This is a genomic window from Acinetobacter sp. AOR12_HL (genome assembly GCF_027855275.1).
In the GTDB taxonomy this organism is placed as follows: domain Bacteria; phylum Pseudomonadota; class Gammaproteobacteria; order Pseudomonadales; family Moraxellaceae; genus Acinetobacter; species Acinetobacter baumannii.
Genome location: NZ_JAKTIJ010000009.1, coordinates 1 through 19,317, shown reverse-complemented (window position 1 = coordinate 19,317; position 19,317 = coordinate 1). Strand labels below are relative to the sequence as shown.

At 38.8% G+C, this 19,317-nt stretch carries 17 protein-coding genes; 10 read left to right on the top strand and 7 right to left on the bottom strand.

The genetic code is table 11. The features are described 5' to 3' along the window. Positions 1–5: 5 nt before the first annotated feature. From yidD to rpmH, 3 genes are read right to left on the bottom strand one after another with little or no spacing between them, the layout of a single operon-like run. Entirely contained in the window at positions 6–326 is a 321-nt protein-coding gene (yidD, locus tag MKL36_RS02955) for a membrane protein insertion efficiency factor YidD (RefSeq protein WP_000251652.1), read from the bottom strand. A 10-nt stretch (positions 327–336) separates the two neighbouring features. Further along, the gene (gene rnpA / locus MKL36_RS02950; protein WP_001240377.1) at positions 337–729 is read right to left on the bottom strand and encodes a ribonuclease P protein component; all 393 of its coding nucleotides are present in this window, start codon (positions 727–729) and stop codon (positions 337–339) included. Between the two features lie 29 nt (positions 730–758). Further along, positions 759–893: a 50S ribosomal protein L34 gene (gene rpmH, locus MKL36_RS02945; protein ID WP_000831329.1), complete on the bottom strand. Its 135-nt coding sequence runs from the start codon at positions 891–893 to the stop codon at positions 759–761. A gap of 670 nt (positions 894–1,563) precedes the next feature. Here rpmH and dnaA point away from each other — a divergent pair. From dnaA to cybC, 5 genes are all read left to right on the top strand, one after another. Next, on the top strand, positions 1,564–2,961 hold the full coding sequence (dnaA, locus tag MKL36_RS02940) for a chromosomal replication initiator protein DnaA (RefSeq protein ID WP_000964768.1): 1,398 nt from the start codon (positions 1,564–1,566) through the stop codon (positions 2,959–2,961). 97 nt (positions 2,962–3,058) lie between these two features. Then, positions 3,059–4,207 carry a DNA polymerase III subunit beta gene (gene dnaN, locus MKL36_RS02935; protein ID WP_001237350.1) on the top strand — a complete coding sequence of 383 codons (1,149 nt, stop codon included), beginning with the start codon at positions 3,059–3,061 and terminating at the stop codon, positions 4,205–4,207. Between the two features lie 14 nt (positions 4,208–4,221). Next, positions 4,222–5,304: a DNA replication/repair protein RecF gene (gene recF / locus MKL36_RS02930; RefSeq protein WP_000550816.1), complete on the top strand. Its 1,083-nt coding sequence runs from the start codon at positions 4,222–4,224 to the stop codon at positions 5,302–5,304. Positions 5,305–5,356: 52 nt separating this feature from the next. Beyond that, complete coding sequence (gyrB, locus tag MKL36_RS02925) at positions 5,357–7,825, top strand: DNA topoisomerase (ATP-hydrolyzing) subunit B (RefSeq protein ID WP_000093729.1); 2,469 nt, start codon at positions 5,357–5,359, stop codon at positions 7,823–7,825. 37 nt (positions 7,826–7,862) lie between these two features. Further along, the gene (gene cybC / locus MKL36_RS02920; RefSeq protein ID WP_021510900.1) at positions 7,863–8,255 is read left to right on the top strand and encodes a cytochrome b562; all 393 of its coding nucleotides are present in this window, start codon (positions 7,863–7,865) and stop codon (positions 8,253–8,255) included. Between the two features lie 85 nt (positions 8,256–8,340). Here the strand turns inward: cybC and MKL36_RS02915 are convergent, their stop codons facing one another. Next, positions 8,341–8,898 carry a VTT domain-containing protein gene (locus MKL36_RS02915; RefSeq protein ID WP_001009202.1) on the bottom strand — a complete coding sequence of 186 codons (558 nt, stop codon included), beginning with the start codon at positions 8,896–8,898 and terminating at the stop codon, positions 8,341–8,343. A 251-nt stretch (positions 8,899–9,149) separates the two neighbouring features. After that, positions 9,150–11,075 (bottom strand): ATP-binding cassette domain-containing protein, encoded by a 1,926-nt coding sequence (locus MKL36_RS02910; protein WP_021510901.1) that lies wholly within the window; start codon positions 11,073–11,075, stop codon positions 9,150–9,152. A 256-nt stretch (positions 11,076–11,331) separates the two neighbouring features. On the opposite strand from MKL36_RS02910, the gene MKL36_RS02905 reads away from it, so the two are divergent. From MKL36_RS02905 to erpA, 4 genes are all read left to right on the top strand, one after another. Then, the gene (locus MKL36_RS02905; RefSeq protein WP_021510902.1) at positions 11,332–12,336 is read left to right on the top strand and encodes a putative solute-binding protein; all 1,005 of its coding nucleotides are present in this window, start codon (positions 11,332–11,334) and stop codon (positions 12,334–12,336) included. A 255-nt stretch (positions 12,337–12,591) separates the two neighbouring features. Beyond that, positions 12,592–13,599, top strand: coding sequence for a putative solute-binding protein (locus MKL36_RS02900; RefSeq protein WP_000724999.1), 1,008 nt, complete (start codon positions 12,592–12,594; stop codon positions 13,597–13,599). Between the two features lie 342 nt (positions 13,600–13,941). After that, positions 13,942–14,946, top strand: a complete 1,005-nt coding sequence (locus tag MKL36_RS02895; protein WP_001212536.1) for a putative solute-binding protein — start codon at positions 13,942–13,944, stop codon at positions 14,944–14,946. A gap of 124 nt (positions 14,947–15,070) precedes the next feature. Then, complete coding sequence (erpA, locus tag MKL36_RS02890; protein ID WP_000993572.1) at positions 15,071–15,406, top strand: iron-sulfur cluster insertion protein ErpA; 336 nt, start codon at positions 15,071–15,073, stop codon at positions 15,404–15,406. A gap of 55 nt (positions 15,407–15,461) precedes the next feature. On the opposite strand, the gene MKL36_RS02885 is transcribed toward erpA, so the two are convergent. Next, a complete protein-coding gene (locus tag MKL36_RS02885; RefSeq protein WP_021510903.1) occupies positions 15,462–16,307 on the bottom strand; it encodes an alpha/beta fold hydrolase in 846 nt (281 codons plus the stop codon). A gap of 127 nt (positions 16,308–16,434) precedes the next feature. Further along, a complete protein-coding gene (locus MKL36_RS02880) occupies positions 16,435–17,562 on the bottom strand; it encodes an anhydro-N-acetylmuramic acid kinase (RefSeq protein ID WP_021510904.1) in 1,128 nt (375 codons plus the stop codon). A gap of 61 nt (positions 17,563–17,623) precedes the next feature. Here MKL36_RS02880 and tyrS point away from each other — a divergent pair, with 61 nt between their 5' ends. Then, complete coding sequence (gene tyrS, locus MKL36_RS02875) at positions 17,624–18,856, top strand: tyrosine--tRNA ligase (RefSeq protein ID WP_021510905.1); 1,233 nt, start codon at positions 17,624–17,626, stop codon at positions 18,854–18,856. The last annotated feature ends 461 nt before the right edge of the window (positions 18,857–19,317 follow it).

The following is a 19,317-nucleotide window of genomic DNA, read 5'->3' as shown; positions in this document are numbered from 1 at the left end:
ATCTATTACCCCAAATGGTTAGAGAGATTTTGCTTCATTAAACGATCACGAAAGGGTACAGCAACATGATGCGTTTGAGAATCTATTTGATGAAACGAAATAAAACGAATTGCTTTAGGCGGTACCGGATCGTATCCAGAGCCTCCCCACGGATGACAACGACAAATACGTTTAGAAGATAACCAAACGCCTTTTATCGCACCATGAGTTTGTAATGCTTCTAGCGCATATTGGGAACAAGTTGGGATATAACGACAACGGGGTCCAAGAAGCGGACTAATCGCAATTTGATACAGTCGAATGAACCAACGCAAAATACGAACCATTGGTCATCTCTTAATTCTGCGAGGTTGGGACAACTTTAGAATGTTTTTTCGCTAAGCGTTGTAATTTTTGCCAAGCAAAATCTAATTGTTGATATAGCTCAGCATTCGTAATCGTTTCTATACCAACTTTAGGCATCACAACAACATCTATGTCTGACCCAAATTTCGGCTGATGTAGACGAAAGCTCTCACGAGCAAGACGTTTTATTCGATTTCTTTCATGCGCACGACGCACTTTTTTCTTAGCAACAACAATACCCAAACGGCTGTTAGGCTGTTCGGTTAATTTTGCAAGAAATAAAAAATGGGGTTGATGCACTTTAAAAAGCGCACCATCAAATACACTTTTATAATCTGCAGCACAGCGTATACGAAGATCTGTGCTAAAACTGTAAAGTGCCATCACACCCAAGTCTGGTCAGCGTAACAGTATTAAACAGTTAAGCTATGACGACCTTTTGCACGACGACGAGCTAATACTTGACGACCAGCTTTAGTTGCCATACGAGCACGGAAACCATGAACGCGTTTACGCTTTAATTCAGATGGTTGGAAAGTACGTTTCATATCGAAACTCCCAAAAATGATCTTTCTATAAAGGTCCGCGATTTTATTGTGCAATGTTTACGCTGTCAATGAAAAACCGTGAAAGTTTTGTATTTAAGTCAAATTTTTAACTTTTTATCTTCTCTTTATATTTAGCCTATTTTTCTTATTTAAAAGTTATGCACAAAGTAATTGTTTATTTTTATTAAGACTTTTAAGATATACACTTCTTATTTACATACTTATCAACAAACCTTGATGTGAAGTTGGTTTTGATTTGGTATATTTGAATTTAAATTCATATTTTTTAGTTATCCACAATTTGGATCAGCCCTATTAAATAAATTCAAATTTTAAAATTTAAATTTATTCTTATTAGTGTGGACTTTTCTTGTGGATTTCACAGTTTTAAATTTAAAAAACATATATTTGAACTGTTGATAACTCTGTTTTTATTGTCTTTATGGATTGTGGATAAGTTTATGTGATAATTTATCCACAGGATGTGCAAAAAGTTATTCACAATTGATTTTGAATTTAAATTTATTCACAAGAGATTTCTTTTTAGGCAAAATCAAACGAAATCGTCATGACAGATGTGGATAACTTGGGTAGAATGGCGACCCCTTCTCATCAGGAAGGGTTAATCTTTAAATGATTTGAATTTAAAACGCAGACATAGGGGATACACATGCTTTGGACAGACTGCTTAACTCGCTTGCGACAAGAGCTCTCTGATAACGTCTTTGCGATGTGGATTCGCCCTTTAGTAGCTGAAGAAGTAGAGGGGATACTACGTCTCTATGCTCCTAATCCTTATTGGACGCGTTATATTCAAGAGAATCATTTAGAGTTAATTTCTATATTGGCTGAACAATTGTCAGAAGGGCGGGTGCGTCAGGTTGAAATCTTGGTAGATTCTCGTCCTGGTAGTATTTTGTCCTCTAGTGAACAGCCTGCAACAACTACAGCAGCTTTACAAACTGCCCCTATACCTCAACCTGCTAAGGTGAAAAGAGAACCGGAACCTGTTGCTAATACTGCGGTTAGTTCTAAGAGTTCAAAAAAGAAACTATTAAATCCACAATTTACTTTTTCACTATTTGTTGAAGGCCGTTCTAACCAAATGGCAGCAGAAACCTGTAGAAAAGTATTAACACAGTTAGGTGCTTCTCAACATAACCCTTTGTTTTTATATGGCCCGACAGGTCTTGGTAAGACTCACTTAATGCAAGCAGTTGGTAATGCCTTACTGCAAGCGAAGCCGAATGCAAGAGTCATGTATATGACTTCAGAAAGTTTTGTACAAGATTTTGTGAGCTCATTACAAAAAGGAAAGGTAGAAGAGTTTAAGAAAAATTGCCGTTCTTTAGACTTGTTATTAGTAGATGATATTCATCTTTTGGCAGGAAAAGAAGCAAGCCTCGTTGAATTCTTCTATACATTTAATGCCTTACTTGATGAATCCAAACAAATTATTTTAACATCAGATCGATATCCTAAAGAATTAACAGAACTTGATCCTCGTTTGGTTTCTCGTTTTTCCTGGGGGCTATCAGTAGGTGTTGAACCACCTGATATTGAAACTCGAATCGAAATTCTGCTTAAAAAAGCTGAAAATAGTGGCGTTGATTTACCTAGAAACTGTGCGTTGTTTATTGCCCAACAAGTCGTAGCGAACGTACGTGAACTTGAGGGCGCACTGAATAAAGTTGTCGCAATTTCACGTTTTAAAGGTGCTCCAATTGACCTTGATGTCGTACGGGAATCTTTAAAAGATGTTTTAGCGATCCGTGCTCGTACAATTAGTGTAGAAAATATCCAGCGTGTAGTGAGTGAATATTTCCGAATTCCATTAAAAGAGCTGGTAGGTCCAAAGCGTACCCGAATTTATGCTCGACCACGTCAGTTGGCGATGGGGCTTGCCCGTGAATTAACGGGAGATAGTTTTCCTGAAATTGGAATGGCTTTTGGTGGGCGTGATCACAGTACAGTGATGCATGCTTGTGAAAAAGTCGTCAGTTTACGGGAAGAAGACCCAATCTTTGATGAAGATTATAAGAACTTATTACGTTTGCTTCAAAGTTAATGAAATAATAAGACGTTGTTGCAAAGTCTACGTAAGTGCAGCATAGTACACAGCTAAAAAATGAAATGTTTGCTCCAAGTTGCTAGAGGAATGAATCGTGCGTTTGAAAATCGCTAAAGAAAGTTTACTCAATGTTTTATCGCATGTGGTCGGTGCGGTAGAACGTCGTCATACCTTGAATATTCTTTCAAACGTCAAAATTCAGACTAATGCTCAAGCGCTCACTATTACGGGTTCCGATTTAGAAGTTGAACTCGTAGCGAGCACCGCTTTATCAGAAGGGGCGTGCCTTGAGGCAGGCGAGACAACTGTTCCTGCTCGTAAATTGATGGAAATTTGTAAATCTTTGCCTACAGCTGCATTGATTGATTTACAAATTACTGAAGATCAAAGATGTATTTTAAAGTCTGGTAATAGCCGTTTTGTGCTAGGTACACTACCGGCTGAAGATTATCCATTGTTAACCACTGAGAATAGCCAAGGTACGCAAGTACAGGTGACTCAACGTGAATTAAAGCGTTTATTTGAAAAAACTGCTTTTGCAATGGCTGTACAAGACGTACGTTTTTACCTCACTGGTACTTTATTAGAAATTGATGAAAATCAATTGCGTGCAGTAACAACTGATGGTCACCGTTTAGCACTTTGTGAAATTTTGGCTTCCTCTACTTCATCTCAGTTGGTACAAGCGATTGTGCCTCGTAAAGCTGTGGGTGAATTACAACGTTTACTCAGCATTGAAGATGAACAGCTCACTTTGCTTATTGGCCGTGAATTATTAAATGTAACGATTAATACGCCAAGCCGTGATAAAGAACAAGGTGATATTACAGTTCGTTTTACAACTAAATTGATTGATGGGAAATTCCCTGATTATCGCCGTGTTATTCCACGTGGTGGTGATAAACATGTTTTGATTGGTCATGACGTATTTAAACAATCATTACAACGTGTAGCAATTTTAAGTAATGAAAAATTGCGTGGTGTTTTCCTAAACTTCAATCAGGATTCTTTACAGCTTCGTGCAAATAACCCTGAACAAGATGAAGCAATTGAAGATTTAGCGATCCAATATCAAAGTGCCCCATTAGAAATGTCATTTAATGCTCAATACCTACTCGATGTGTTGGGTGTATTAGATGGTGATGATGTAAATATGAGCATGACTGAGGCGAATCAGTCTGTATTGGTTCAAGATCCGGCTCATCCTGACCAGACCTATGTGGTTATGCCGATGCGTGTTTAATCTGGTTTAACTATATGCATCTTACGCGCTTAAATATTGAACGTGTGCGTAATTTAAAAACGGTTGCACTCTATGGGTTGCAACCGTTTAATGTCTTTTATGGCGCAAACGGTTCGGGTAAAACATCAATTTTAGAAGCGATCCATTTGCTTGCAACAGGTCGCTCATTCCGTACACATATACCCAAAAATTATATTCAATATGAAGCTGACGACGCGATTGTATTTGCTCAGTCAGCAACTGAAAAAATTGGTATGCAGAAACTCGCTTCTGGTGAGCAACTCATGAAAGTGAATGGCGATACTGTTGCGACTCAAGGTCAGCTCGCAAAATTGCTTCCTTTACAGCATATTGATCCGCAAAGTACGGATATTATTGATCATGGTGCCAAGCCAAGAAGACAACTTTTAGATTGGCTTATGTTCCACGTGGAACCTGAATTTTATTTTGCGTGGCAATATTACTCTCGTGCGCTAAAGCAGCGTAATACCTTACTCAAAACACGGCGTAATCTTTCATTAGCTGATTTAGAACCGTGGAACAAAATGTTGAGTGATTATGGCGAGATTTTGCACTCACAACGTTTAAGTATAGTCGAGCAATGGAATGTTTATTTCCAAAATGACTTAAGCCAATTACTGCCTGATTTGGAGATTGAGCTGGAATATAGCCCAGGTTTTCATACAGAGCAGGGGCTTATGCAAGACTTGTTGAATCAGCATCAAAAAGACATCGAGAGACGTTATACCGAGTATGGTCCGCATCGGGCAGATTTGCGCTTAAAAACGCCATTTGGACATGCGGATGATGTTTTATCAAGAGGTCAGAAAAAACTCTTGATTATTGCCTTAAAACTGTCACAAATTGCAATGTTGCATGCGAGTAATAAGGAAACTGTGGTATTATTAGATGATCTGACAGCAGAATTAGACTTAACCGCACAACAACGTTTAATTGAACGATTAAGCCAACTTGGTAGCCAGGTTTTTATGACAACTTTAGATCATGCATCGGTAAAAAAACATTTACATGATCTGTCTATTTCATATCAATTATTCAGTGTTGAATCCGGTCAAGTTAGTCTTGCTGCACCATAATTTTTTGATGTTACCCATCTTTGAATAAACCTATATTTGCTAGGGAGAAACCATGAGTTCAGAGTCTCAATCAGCCTCTCAAACAGAACAAACCAATGAAAAGGCTTATGATTCCTCTAGTATTAAAGTATTACGTGGATTAGATGCAGTTCGTAAACGTCCGGGTATGTATATTGGGGATACAGACGACGGTACCGGTTTACACCATATGGTGTTTGAGGTTGTCGATAATGCAATCGACGAAGCTTTAGCTGGCCACTGTGATGAAATTATTGTCACGATTCACGAAGATGAATCGGTCAGTGTTTCAGATAATGGCCGCGGTATTCCAACCGATATTCACCCTGAAGAAGGGGTTTCTGCTGCAGAAGTAATTTTAACGATTCTGCACGCAGGCGGTAAGTTTGACGATAATAGCTATAAAGTTTCAGGTGGCTTACACGGCGTAGGTGTTTCGGTTGTTAACGCACTTTCAAGTAAATTGCATTTAACGATTTACCGTGCTGGTCAAATCCATGAGCAAGAATATCATCATGGTGATCCGCAATATCCATTGCGTGTGATTGGTGAAACGGATAATACCGGAACAACTGTACGTTTTTGGCCAAGTGCAGAAACATTCAGTCAAACCATTTTTAATGTTGAAATTCTAGCACGCCGTTTACGTGAGCTTTCTTTCTTGAATGCTGGTGTACGTATCGTTTTACGTGATGAACGTATTAACCTTGAGCATGTGTATGACTATGAAGGCGGTTTATCTGAGTTTGTAAAATACATCAACGAAGGTAAAAACCATCTCAACGAAATCTTCCATTTCACAGCTGATGCTGACAACGGTATTGCTGTAGAAGTTGCATTGCAATGGAACGATAGTTACCAAGAAAATGTTCGCTGTTTCACAAACAACATTCCACAAAAAGATGGTGGTACGCACTTAGCAGGTTTCCGCGCAGCTTTAACACGTGGCTTAAACCAGTATCTTGAAAATGAAAATATTCTCAAGAAAGAAAAAGTGAATGTGACTGGTGATGATGCGCGTGAAGGTTTAACAGCGATTATTTCTGTTAAGGTTCCTGATCCAAAATTCTCGTCTCAGACAAAAGAAAAATTGGTATCAAGTGAGGTAAAACCAGCGGTAGAGCAAGCAATGAACAAAGAGTTCTCTGCTTACTTACTTGAGAATCCACAAGCTGCAAAATCAATTGCAGGCAAGATTATTGATGCTGCACGCGCACGTGATGCTGCACGTAAAGCACGTGAAATGACACGCCGTAAGAGTGCATTAGATATTGCAGGTTTGCCTGGTAAATTGGCTGACTGTCAGGAAAAAGACCCAGCGCTTTCTGAATTGTATCTTGTCGAGGGTGACTCTGCGGGTGGTAGTGCCAAACAAGGCCGTAACCGTAAAATGCAGGCTATTCTACCTTTAAAAGGTAAGATCCTGAACGTTGAGCGTGCGCGCTTTGATAAAATGATCTCTAGTCAGGAAGTGGGTACATTAATTACAGCACTTGGCTGTGGTATTGGCCGTGAAGAATATAACCCTGACAAGCTCCGTTATCATAAAATTATTATTATGACCGATGCCGATGTCGATGGTTCGCACATCCGTACATTGTTATTAACATTCTTCTTCCGTCAAATGCCGGAGTTGGTGGAACGTGGTCATATTTATATTGCACAGCCACCTTTGTATAAGCTCAAAAAAGGTAAGCAAGAGCAATATATTAAAGATAACGACGCATTAGAAACTTACTTGATTTCAAATGCGATTGATGAGCTTGCTTTACATATTAGTGCTGATGCGCCTGCAATTACAGGTGAAGCGCTGGCAAAAGTAATTCAAGACTATCAAGTTTCACAAAAGAGCTTACAACGCTTAACGTTACGTTATCCAGCAAGCTTACTTGATGCATTACTCGAAGTCGACGCATTTAAAGCAGATCAAAACCATGATCAAGCTTATGTACAACAATGGGCGGATCAAGTACGTGAAGCTGTACAAAGACTACAGCCAAGTTTGCGCCCTGAAATTACGCTTGAAACATTTGAACGCGAGAATGCTCAAGGCGAGAAATCTGCGCATTACTGGCCACGTGTAACTGTATATGTTCATAACTTGCCACATGCTTACTTACTTGACGCAGGTTTATTGAATTCTGCGGAATATGCTCGTTTATTGAAGAACTCGAAGAGTTGGTTCAAGTTAATTGAAGATGGCGCATACTTGCAAAAAGGTGATCGTCGTATTCAAGTCGCTAATTTCCATCAGGTATGGCAGCACATTCTGCAAGATTCACGCCGTGGAATGATGATCCAGCGCTATAAAGGTCTGGGCGAGATGAATGCTGAGCAGCTTTGGGAAACCACAATGGACCCTGAAAACCGTAATATGTTACAGGTGACTATTGATGATGCAATTGAAGCTGATCGCATGTTCTCATGCTTAATGGGCGATGATGTTGAACCACGTCGCGCCTTTATTGAAGAAAATGCATTAAATGCGGATATTGATGCTTAATTGATAGCAAGATTCTAAATCAGTCTAGGGAGAGAAGATGATGAGTCAAAAAATTCTAGCAAGTATACTGATTTCATGTGCGGCTTTAGTGAGTCATTCTGCATTTGCAGCAGACTTGGAAGCCGACATGAAAACTTTAGCGAAGAGCACTAAAGCCTTTGCTGAAGCAAAAGATATCGATAACGCTAAACAGCAGCTTGTGATTATGCGTCAGGCAGCATTATCTTCAAAATTATCTTTACCTCATAAGTTGGAAGGTTTACCCCCTGAAAATGTACAGGTAAAAGAGTACCAAGCGGGTTTAGATCAGTTGGTTGCTGAAATTGATCGGGTTACGGTTTTTGTTGATAAGGGACAATTGGACCAAGCCAAAGCTGAAGCAATTAATCTGGTAAATATTCGTAATGAAAACCACAAAAAGTTTAGATAAAGTTACTTTGATCTAAATCAAATAAAGGGAATGATTAATTCATTCCCTTTATTTTTAGCTATATAAATTTATTTAACCAAACTTATTAATTTTCAACAAAATCTGTAACTTGAATGAGTGCATGGCCAAATAGGTAGCCAGCCGTTAAAAGGATGCAGATCCACAAAATAGCTCCTGCCACATTGTAAATCAAAAATTTTCCATAGCTCATATTGCTTGAGCCGGCAGCGAGGGGTGCAAAAGAACGTGCGAAAGGAATAAAACGTGCTAAAAGAATAGTTTTACCGCCATGTTGCAAGAAATAGCGGTTCGTTTTATTCAAATATTCTTTTTTAATAAAACGTGATTTTGCTTCAAAAATACGGTTTCCAAAATGGCGGCCAATAGAATAATTGACGATATAGCCTAATGTTGCTGCAACGGTGAGCAGAGTAATCATATAACCAAGATGCATCAGTTCAACCACCGAGCACAGTGCACCTACAGTTAAAAGTAAGCTATCTCCAGGTAAAAAGAACATAAACACAAAAGCGGTTTCAGAAAAAATAATCAAAAAGAGTATGGCATAAACCCATGCACCATACTCCTGAATCAAAATAGGTAAAAATTGTTCAAAATTAGTAATAAAATCAATAAAATTCATTCAGTTTGTCTGATCCCGAATTAAATACCTACTCAAGAAGGGTAAAAACGAAGTTACAGAATTTAGTTAAATTATCTGTGTATGGCAACCCTTAAGATGTAGCTTAAGTTTTATATGTTATCAAATTTGAATCTATCTCAAAAATTTAACAGCTGAATGAAACTTTATTAGAGATCGTTCATATTTTTATAAGCTAATAAAAAATAAAAGCCAGTACAGATACTTAAATATACGAATACTGGCCAAGATATTTAGTTTTCAAATGAGGCTTCCATTTCCTCAAGTTCCATCATGAGTTCTAAGAGTTGCTCTTCATATTGTTCAAGCTTAGCTTTGAGTTCGGTTTGCTCATTCATCAGTTTAAGCAAATCTTCCTTACGATTAGCTTCATATAGTGAAGTATCTGCTAAAGCTTCTTCGATTTGAGCAAGACGTGGCTGAAGCTTTTCAATTTGAGATTCAACCTTTTCAATATTTTTACGGATTGGTCGAGTTTGTTCACGACGGCGAGCTGCTTCTTTACGCTGTGCTTCTTTATCGACTTTAGCGGGAGCGGCAGAAGATGAATTATTTTGTGCTACAGCAGTCTGAGCATTGATTTGTTGCTGGCGTGCTTCACGTAGCCATTTAGCATAATCCTGCAAATCACCTTCAAACTCGGTACATTTGCCACCGTGTACCAAAAGGAGTTCATCACAAACGCTGGCAATAAGTTGACGTTCGTGAGAAACCAGAACAACTGCACCCTCAAAATCTTGTAAGGCCATACTAAGCGCATGACGCATATCAAGGTCTAAGTGGTTCGTTGGTTCATCCAGAATTAAAACATTTGGGCGCTGCCATACAATGAGTGCTAAGGCCAAACGAGCGCGCTCACCCCCAGAGAAGCTTTCACATGGAGTATCCATGCGTTCGCCACTAAAGCCAAAACTACCTAAAAAAGAACGTAATGTTGCTTCACTAATTTGTTTATCGGCTATCCGGGCGAGTTGAAGCATTGGGCTGGCATGACCATCTAAGGCGTCCATTTGGTGCTGCGCAAAGTAACCAATGTTGAGTAGCTCGGAAGCTTTACGTTCACCTGCCAGTAATGGTAAATCACCCACCAAGCTTTTAATCAATGTTGATTTACCCGCACCATTCATACCAAGCAGACCAATACGCGAGTTTGGCGTAATTTGAAGTTTAATTTTTTCAGCAATTTTTTTATCGCCATAACCTATGCTGGCATTTTCTAAGGTCAGTAACGGTGAACTCATTTTGGTAGGTTCACGGAAACTAAAAGTAAACGGTGTATCTACATGAGCAGGTGCAAGTTGCTGCATGCGTTCAAGTTGCTTAATACGACTTTGTGCCTGACGAGCTTTAGTGGCTTTAGCCTTAAAGCGATCAATGAACTTTTGTAAATGAGCACGTGCTTCTTGCTGTTTTTCAAAAGCTTGTTGTTGTTGTGCTAAACGTTCACTTCGAGTGGTCTCAAATGTGGAGTAGTTACCCGTGTAAAGCGTAAGTTCCTGATTCTCAATATGAAGAATATGGTCTGTAATTGCATCTAAGAAATCTCGGTCATGCGAGATTAAAATGAGGGTGCCTTCATAAGCTTTGAGCCAATCTTCTAACCATAAAATTGCATCCAAATCTAAGTGGTTAGTTGGCTCATCCAATAAGAGTAAGTCAGAACGACTCATCAATGTACGCGCCAAATTTAGACGCATACGCCATCCACCAGAAAAACTAGCAACGTTTAAACGTAATTGATGTTCTAGAAACCCTAAGCCAGCCATCAGCTGAGCTGCTTTAGATGGCGCAGAATAACCATGAATTTCATCAAAACGGCCATGTAATTTAGCCAAATCCGAGTCTGTTAATTGTTCTGGTTGAGCAAGTTTATTCTGAATATCCCAATATTCTTCATCACCAGAAAGGACAAAGTCGATAGCAGGCATGTCTAGGGCTTTAACTTCTTGCGCCATATGGGCAACAGTCCATACAGAAGGACGAGTAAGCGAGCCTTCATCTGCTCCTAAGCTACCGAGTAATGTTGCAAATAGTGTTGATTTACCTGCACCATTGACCCCAGTCAGACCAATCTTCCAACCTGGGTGTAATTGCATAGACGCTTTTTGAAATAGAACACGTCCACCGCGGCGTAAAGAAACTTGGTCAAATTGAATCATCTTGTCTTATCGAGGTGAGTTAGGGATGCTGTATTTTAAAGAGAACTGATCATGAAGACAAAACTTTCGGAGTTTTAGTTTATAAATACTGAGATTGCATGGTTTCACTGATCCCGATTAAAGCTATTCGTCTGAAAATATCCAAATTTTGAGCAAGATAGGCCACATTTAGAAAAATATGGCTAAAATAAAAACAATTTAAAACTTGGTTGATAAATGAGCTACTAACTAATAAAACCAGACTAAGGAAAGTCAAATGAAAAAAAGATTGGGGATAGTAAGTGCAGTCATTTGCTGTGCTATGGGGACAACACACGCGGGGCAAAACGTATGTGTATTCGATTTATTGGGTAAATCAGGTGAATCCTACAAAATGATGGAAGAATGGGCACTTGCGGCAAAAAGTTGGCAAGCGGACATTACATTAATTCCATTTCAAGATGAAGCTCTGGTAGATCGTAGGCTGCGTGAGGGTAAATGCGATGCAGCTTATATGACTTCAATGCGAGCACGAAACTATAATAAATTTGCAGGCTCGATTGATGCAATTGGGGGAGTGACAAGTAATGCTATTGCTCAAAAGGCGATTAGTTATGTTTTGGATCAACGTAATAAACATCGCATGCTAACCATACAAAATGGAACAAACTATGAGGTGGTTGGAATTGTCCAGATCGGACTAGCGTACTTATTTGTAAGAGATAGAAACCTCAACTCAATTGAGAAAGTACGTGGGACTAAGTTTGCCATTTTGCAATATGACGCAGCCCAGAAAATTATGGTTGAAAGTGTAGGTGCCCAGCCTATTCCTTCTGAGATTACCGATTTTGTGAAAAAGTTTAATAGTGGCCAAGTCGAGGCAATTGCTGCACCTGCTTATGCTTATAAACCGTTAGAAATTGGTAAGGGAATTGGAACAAATGGAGCCATGTTTACTTTTCCTGTGGTGAACGTCACAGGGGATTTAATTGCAAGAAGTGATAAGTTTCCGGCCAATTTTGGAATGAAGTCTCGTGAATGGTTTATTAAACAGTTGCCACAGAACTTCGCAATGGTAAAACGGTTAGAAACCGGTATTCCTCCTAAAATTAAATTAAATTTTTCAGCCGAAGATAAGTTGAAATATCAGAAAATATTACGTGAAGGTCGCCTTGGCTTAACAAAACAAGGTGTATATGACGCGACAATGATGAGTGTACTCAAGCGCGCACGATGCACCATTGAACGGACAAATTTTGAATGTACGCTGACTGGAGAGTAGTTTGTTTTTTAATCACAAAAACCCTACAGATATTTCAAAGCTGAATATGGGTATGAAAATTGTGAATATAAAAAATAACTTACGGAAAATTAGCGATTTTTCATTTTAATAAATAATTTAAATCGAACAAACAATGGTTCAATGAGATAAAAATATTTGAGTAAAAGCTCTATTTTTTTCTAAAAAACATGATTAATATCTGTGTTTGAAAGGAAACTTCAAACAAAAAATCTGTTCCGTGGAAGGATGAAGAAAATGAAAAAAATCGTACTTGCTATGGCTGCCGCTTCTGTTGTTGGTTTTTCTGCTTCAGCGCAAGCAGCGAGTACCGTGTGTGTATTCGACCTCTTAGGAAAAGCAGGCGACTCATATAAAATGATGGAAGAATGGGCTCTAGCTGCAAAAGGCTGGGGTACTGAAATTAACTTAGTTCCTCGTCAGGACGAGGCTGTTGCAGATAATGATTTTAAAGCTGGTAAATGTGATGCCGTAGCAATGACAGCTATGCGCGCTCGCCAATATAACAAATTTGCCGGATCAATCGACTCACTTGGCGGCGTTCCTAATAACCAAATTGCTCAACGTGCTATTACTTATGTATTAGATGCACGTAATGCTGCAAAAATGACAACTAACCTTGGCGGTAAAAAATACGAAGTTGCTGGTATCTCTCCGTTAGGTTCAGCGTTCATTTTCGTACGTGATAAAAACATTAACTCAGTTGAAAAAGCTGCTGGTAAAAAATTCGCCGTGTTAGGTTATGACGATGCACAAAAAATTATGGTGCAGCGCGTAGGTGCTCAGGCAGTTCTTTCTGATATTTCAAACTTTGCTGCTAAATTTAATAATGGTCAGGTAGATATGGTAGGTGCGCCTGCTTATGCATACAAACCATTAGAATTGAACAAAGGTTTGGGCGCAAACGGTGTAATGTGGAACTTCCCGGTATTACATGTAACGGCTGATTTAGTATTACGTGCTGATAAATTCCCAGCAGGCTTTGGTCAAAAGTCTCGTGATTGGTTCGTAAAACAATTACCAAAAAGCTTTGCAATGATTAACCGTTTAGAAGCACAAATTCCAGGTAAATACAAAATGAACCTAAGTGCTGAAGACAAACTGAAATATCAAAAAATGTTACGTGATGGCCGTATGGATTTAACTAAACGCGGTATTTACGATGCAGGTATGATGTCTGTATTGAAAAAAGCACGTTGTTCTGTAGACAAAGCTAACTTTGAATGTTCAATGCCTGGTGAATAATTCATTTTGAACTTAAAAGCCTAGATTTATTCTAGGCTTTTTTGCTTTCTAAAAGCTGTCAATTCAGCCATTGTGATTCATTAAAAAGACGCTAATCTAAATTGAGGATAAAACTTCATCTGGATATATGAAGATATTAGAAAATAGAACAAGGAAGTGAGTCATTAAAAGAGCTAAGAGAATTTAACTCGTTATTTTTTATTGAGCTCGGACAAACAGAATTGAGCATAAAAATATCTCAAGTGTGAATCTTAGATGAAGCATATCTCATGAGAATCATGCCAACCAGCGTGAAATTTCTTGATGCCAAAAACAAAAAATTTACAAGGAAAGGAAAAGAATATGCGATTTTCCAAAACGCTTTTACTTGCGATGGGACTCACAACAATTTCATTTGCAGCCGAGGCCAAACAAACCATATGTGTTTTTGACTTTGTTGGTAAAAATGGCGATGTCTATGCACTCATGAAGGACTATCAGCTTGCAGCGAAAAACTGGGGAGCTGATATCGAACTAAAAGTAAACCAGAATGAAGCAGTGATTGCTGAAGATTTTAAAGCGGGCAAATGTGATGGTATTAGTGTATCAGGCATGCGCGGACGTCAATTCAACTCATTTACGGGATCATTAGATGCAATTGGCGCGATTCCCGATCTCAAACTTGCTGTTAAAGTCATGCAAGGTTTAGCAAGCCAAACCTTTAGTAAATATATGGTCAATGGCCGCTATGAGGTAGTAGGCGTTATTCCGGTAGGAGATGCTTACCTTTTAGTAAACGACCGTAGTATTAATACCGTAGCGAAAGCTGCCGGTAAAAAAATCGCCGTATTAGACTATGATGAAGCACAAAAAATTATGGTTCAGCAGGTGGGTGCTCAGGCAGTGAGTGCAGATGTGACTAACTTCGGGGCCAAATTTAATAATCATCAGGTGGATATTATTGGTGCGCCAGCAGCAGCTTTTAAACCTTTAGAGTTACAAAAAGGCTTAGGTACAAAAGGGGCAATTGTAAACTATCCAATTTTACAGGTGACCGGAAATATTATTATTCGTCCAGACAAATTCCCAGCTGGTTTTGGTCAGAAATCTAGAGAGTGGGTGGCTGGTCAGTTACCGCGTGCTTTTACTATCTTGGGTAAAATGAAAGCGGATATTCCGCAAAAATATTGGATGGAAGTACCAGCTGCCGATAAACCAGGTTACCAAAAGCTCATGCGTGAGTCTCGAATTAACCTTACACAACGCGGTGTTTATGATAAACGGATGATGAAACTACTATGGCAATTCCGTTGTAAGCAAGACGCGAAAAACTTTGAATGTGGCTTACAAGATGAGAATTACAAATAATCTTGATAAAAATACTCAAGATTCGCTTTAAACTTCGAAGACAGACCCTATATTGATTATGCTATACTCAATATAGGGTCTTTTTTATTTTGAAAGGCACAGCAAAATCCGAGGAACAATCATCATGAATGCCCAAGCTCTAGTTTTGACAGATAATGCTGCCAATAAGGTACGCCAACTCCGTGATAGTGAAGGGAATGACGATCTCATGTTACGTGTATATGTAACCGGAGGCGGGTGTTCAGGGTTTTCATACGGCTTCAATTTCGCCGAAAGCGTAAATGAAGATGATGCTGAATTTGTAAATGGCGATGTAAAGATGCTGGTTGACTCGCTCAGCTATCAATATTTAGTTGGCTCAGTGGTTGATTATGTTGAAGGCCTTGAAGGTTCACGCTTTATTGTGCAGAACCCGAATGCGACAACAACCTGTGGTTGTGGTTCTTCATTCTCAATTTAAAAAGAATTTTAAATAAAAAAACCTCTCATTATAGAGAGGTTTTTTATTTATAAGATTATGCTTGATCATGTATAGATTCTAAAAAGCATTGTACGAGTTCAGGTGCATTTTGATAAGGAATCCAATGAGAGGCATCCATAAAAATAGCCTTATAATTATTTTTAAAATAACCTGAATTTAACTTGGCACTTTTTTCTGTTACTGCAATATCATGCTTACCCCAAATAAAAAGAGTGGGAACGTCTATTGCTTTAAAAGGATTTTCAGGCTTTTCCCAAAAAAAGCCACGATACCAATTTAATGCCGTAGTTAGCCTATTTTCTTTTATAAATTCAGTTTCGAATATTTCAATTTGCTGTTCGGTCATGCCAGATGATTTAAGAAATTTTCTTGCTATTTTAGGCATTTTCTTAAATAAAAGTTCGGGCAAAATAGGAAGCTGAAAAACTGCAAAATAATAAGATTTTAGTAGTTGATTGCTACTTAAGCAGGCTTTTAAAAAAGCAGCTTGATGGGGTACGGAAACTAAAGTGAGATGTTGAATATACTGCGGATACTTCATAGCTACACTAGACGCAACTACAGAACCCCAATCGTGCCCAATTAAATAAACTGGTTGACCAAGTCCCTTAATAAAAACTGCGACATCTTCAGTTAGTTCACTTAAAGCGTAATGAAAGCGGCTTTGTGGTCTAGCATTTAGACTATAACCACGTTGATGGATCGCAAATGTTCTAAATTGATGCTGATGTAATAATTCCGAAGTCTGCTCCCAACTATGGGCAGTTTCTGGAAAGCCATGCAATAAAACCACGAGAGGGCCATCTATAGGGCCTGAATCAATGACATCGAATGTCCAAGCCCCACGTGTGTATTGATGAATACGTTTGGTCAGATCCATAACAACATGCCTTACTTATTTTTGTTGGCATTTATCATGAGTTTTTATGACCAATTTAATAACAGCATTTCGGGTCAGGAAATGTGTTATGAGGTCGAATCTATCTAATTAAATTGAATAAGTAGCTTTATACCGCCGTGATCGTGCCTAAGATTCTAAAATCTGAGGCTCCTGTTACCGCAGGTAAATTACCACTTAAACCATCCACAAAACGCATTACTAACCATGCAAATGCTGTAGCCTCAACCCAAGTAGGGGAGAGCCCTAAAACGTCAGTGGTTTGAACTGACCAATTGTGCTTACGTAAGCGCCAACGTAATTGTTCTAACAAATAAGAGTTATAAGCTCCACCTCCACATACATAAACTTCACCTGTTTCCATATTAGAACGATAGATCGCTTTTTGAATGGCGCGTACAGTAAGTTTCAATAAGGTAGCTTGAATATTTTCAGGTGTATCTTCTAACTCATCATAAGTTAAATCATTACGCCAATCGATTAACTGATCATCTAACCAGTCAATATTGAAATCTTCACGTCCCGTACTTTTAGGAGGTTCTTTAGAAAAATACTCATGAGCATAAAGACGGTCGAGTAAAGAGCGAATAGGATGACCATAAGCCGCCCAGTCACCATTTTCATCGTATGGATGGCCTGTATGGCGATGACACCATGCATCCATCAAAATATTGGCAGGTCCCGTATCAAAACCAAAAACGCCGTCAGGATTATTGGCAGGCAACATGCTCACATTGGCAATGCCACCCAAATTCAAAATCACCCGATGAATGCTTGGATGTTGAAATAATGCCTGATGAAATGCAGGCACTAATGGAGCGCCTTGACCACCTGCTGCCATATCTCTACGACGAAAATCTGAAACGACCGGGATTTGAGTGATCTCAGTAATAATGTTTGGATCGCCAATTTGTAGCGTAAAACCATGCTCTGGACGATGACGAATGGTTTGTCCATGCGACCCAATCGCTTTAATTTGACTACGATCTAATTGGTGCTTTTCAATGAGAGAATTAATCCCATGACCAATCATTTTGGCTAGAGCAACATCAGCTTTACCCATGCGGTCAATTTCATTGTCATCGGGTAAAGTTAATGCCATAAGCTCATCACGTAACTCGGGTTCGAATGGAACTGTAAGTGTGGCATGAAGCTGTAGTGGCTCAAATGAAGCCGCAACAATATCCACACCATCCATACTAGTGCCAGTCATTACGCCGATATAGATTGCGCTCATATGCAACTTCCCCTGCAAGACGCTGAAAAAATGTTAGTATATCGCACAAATTGAATAACTGATGTGTTTAGGTTTTGTGATGTCAAATTTCTTGCCCGCCGAAGAACAGCTTGCCCTCATCCAACGAGGCACGCACGAAATTATTTCAGAAGAAGATTTACTGAAAAAGCTTAAAGAGAATCGTCCTCTTAAAATTAAAGCTGGTTTTGACCCTACAGCTCCAGATTTACATTTAGGACATACGGTTCTTATTAATAAACTAAAAACGTTTCAAGATTTGGGTCATGAAGTTACTTTCTTGATTGGCGACTATACAGCCATGATTGGTGATCCAACAGGCAAAAGTGCAACTCGTCCGCCGTTATCACGCGAACAAGTTGAAGCTAACGCTAAAACTTATCAAGAACAAGTTTTCAAAATCTTAGATCCGAAAAAAACAAAAGTACGTTTTAACTCAGAGTGGTTTAATCAAAAGTCTGCTGCGGATCTTATTCAGTTGGCAAGCCAGCAAACAGTATCACGTATGTTAGAGCGTGATGACTTCACTAAGCGTTATAACAACCATCAGCCAATTGCAATTCATGAGTTCTTATATCCTTTAGTTCAAGGCTATGACTCTATCGCACTTGAAGCAGACGTTGAGTTAGGTGGTACAGACCAAACCTTTAACTTACTCATGGGCCGTACGTTACAAAGCCGTTATGGCCAAGAATCACAAGTGTGTATCACTGTACCAATTCTAGAAGGTTTAGATGGCGTAAATAAAATGTCTAAATCTTTAGGTAACTATATTGGTGTTTTTGATGCGCCAGGTGCAATGTACCAAAAAGTATTATCAATGCCTGACTCTTTAATCGAACGTTATTTCGATTTATTAAGTTTTAAATCTCTAGATGAGATCAAAGCTTTATTAGATGAAATCGCGGCTGGTCGTAATCCACAAGAAGTAAAACGTATTCTTGCACTCGAGTTGGTTGAACGCTTCCATGATGCTGAAGCAGCTGCTAATGCTCATAAGAGTGCTGGTAACCGTATTACAGAAGGTGAAGTGCCAGCAGATACTCCTGAAGTAACTATTTCACGTGGTGAGTTTGGTGGTGAAATCTTTATTGCCACGATTCTTCGCGTAGCAGGATTAAATCCAAATGCAGCAGCTGCAAAAGATGCTGTTGCACGAGGGGCAGTAAAAGTAGACTGGAATGTAGTAGATGCAAGTTTCTCTGTAAAAGAAAACGGGACTTTTATTATTCAGTCTGGGAAAAAAGCAATTGCACGTGTAACTTTCACTGACTAAAAGTTATGTAGTGATAGAAAAGCAGGAGTAATCCTGCTTTTTTTATTTCAGAACTATAAAAACCAATTAAGCGTTCCACGTGGAACCATCTAAGTATTATTAAGAATAAAATAAATTAAAAAATAAGAAGAAATATAAAGTGGGGTAGAGTATTTGCTCTAATATTTCTTTGGATTCTTTGGAATAAAAAAGCTTATAGAGGAATAAAAACCATATAAAAGACTCCCTAACTCTAAAATGATTATATAGCTAAAGATAAAAACCAATAAAAAATAGTAAAAATGCCTAAAAAAAAGCCATATATATCACTTTTTTCGCAAAATAGTAGAAAAAAACGGCACTCAAGTGAAAAAGGGATAAATACCCCTTGCAAAGGGAGAGAGATGGTCTATAATGCACATCCATCGGCGGTGATGCAGATAGAAACTTGTTGAAAAACAGTTACTTGTGATTAGATTGAT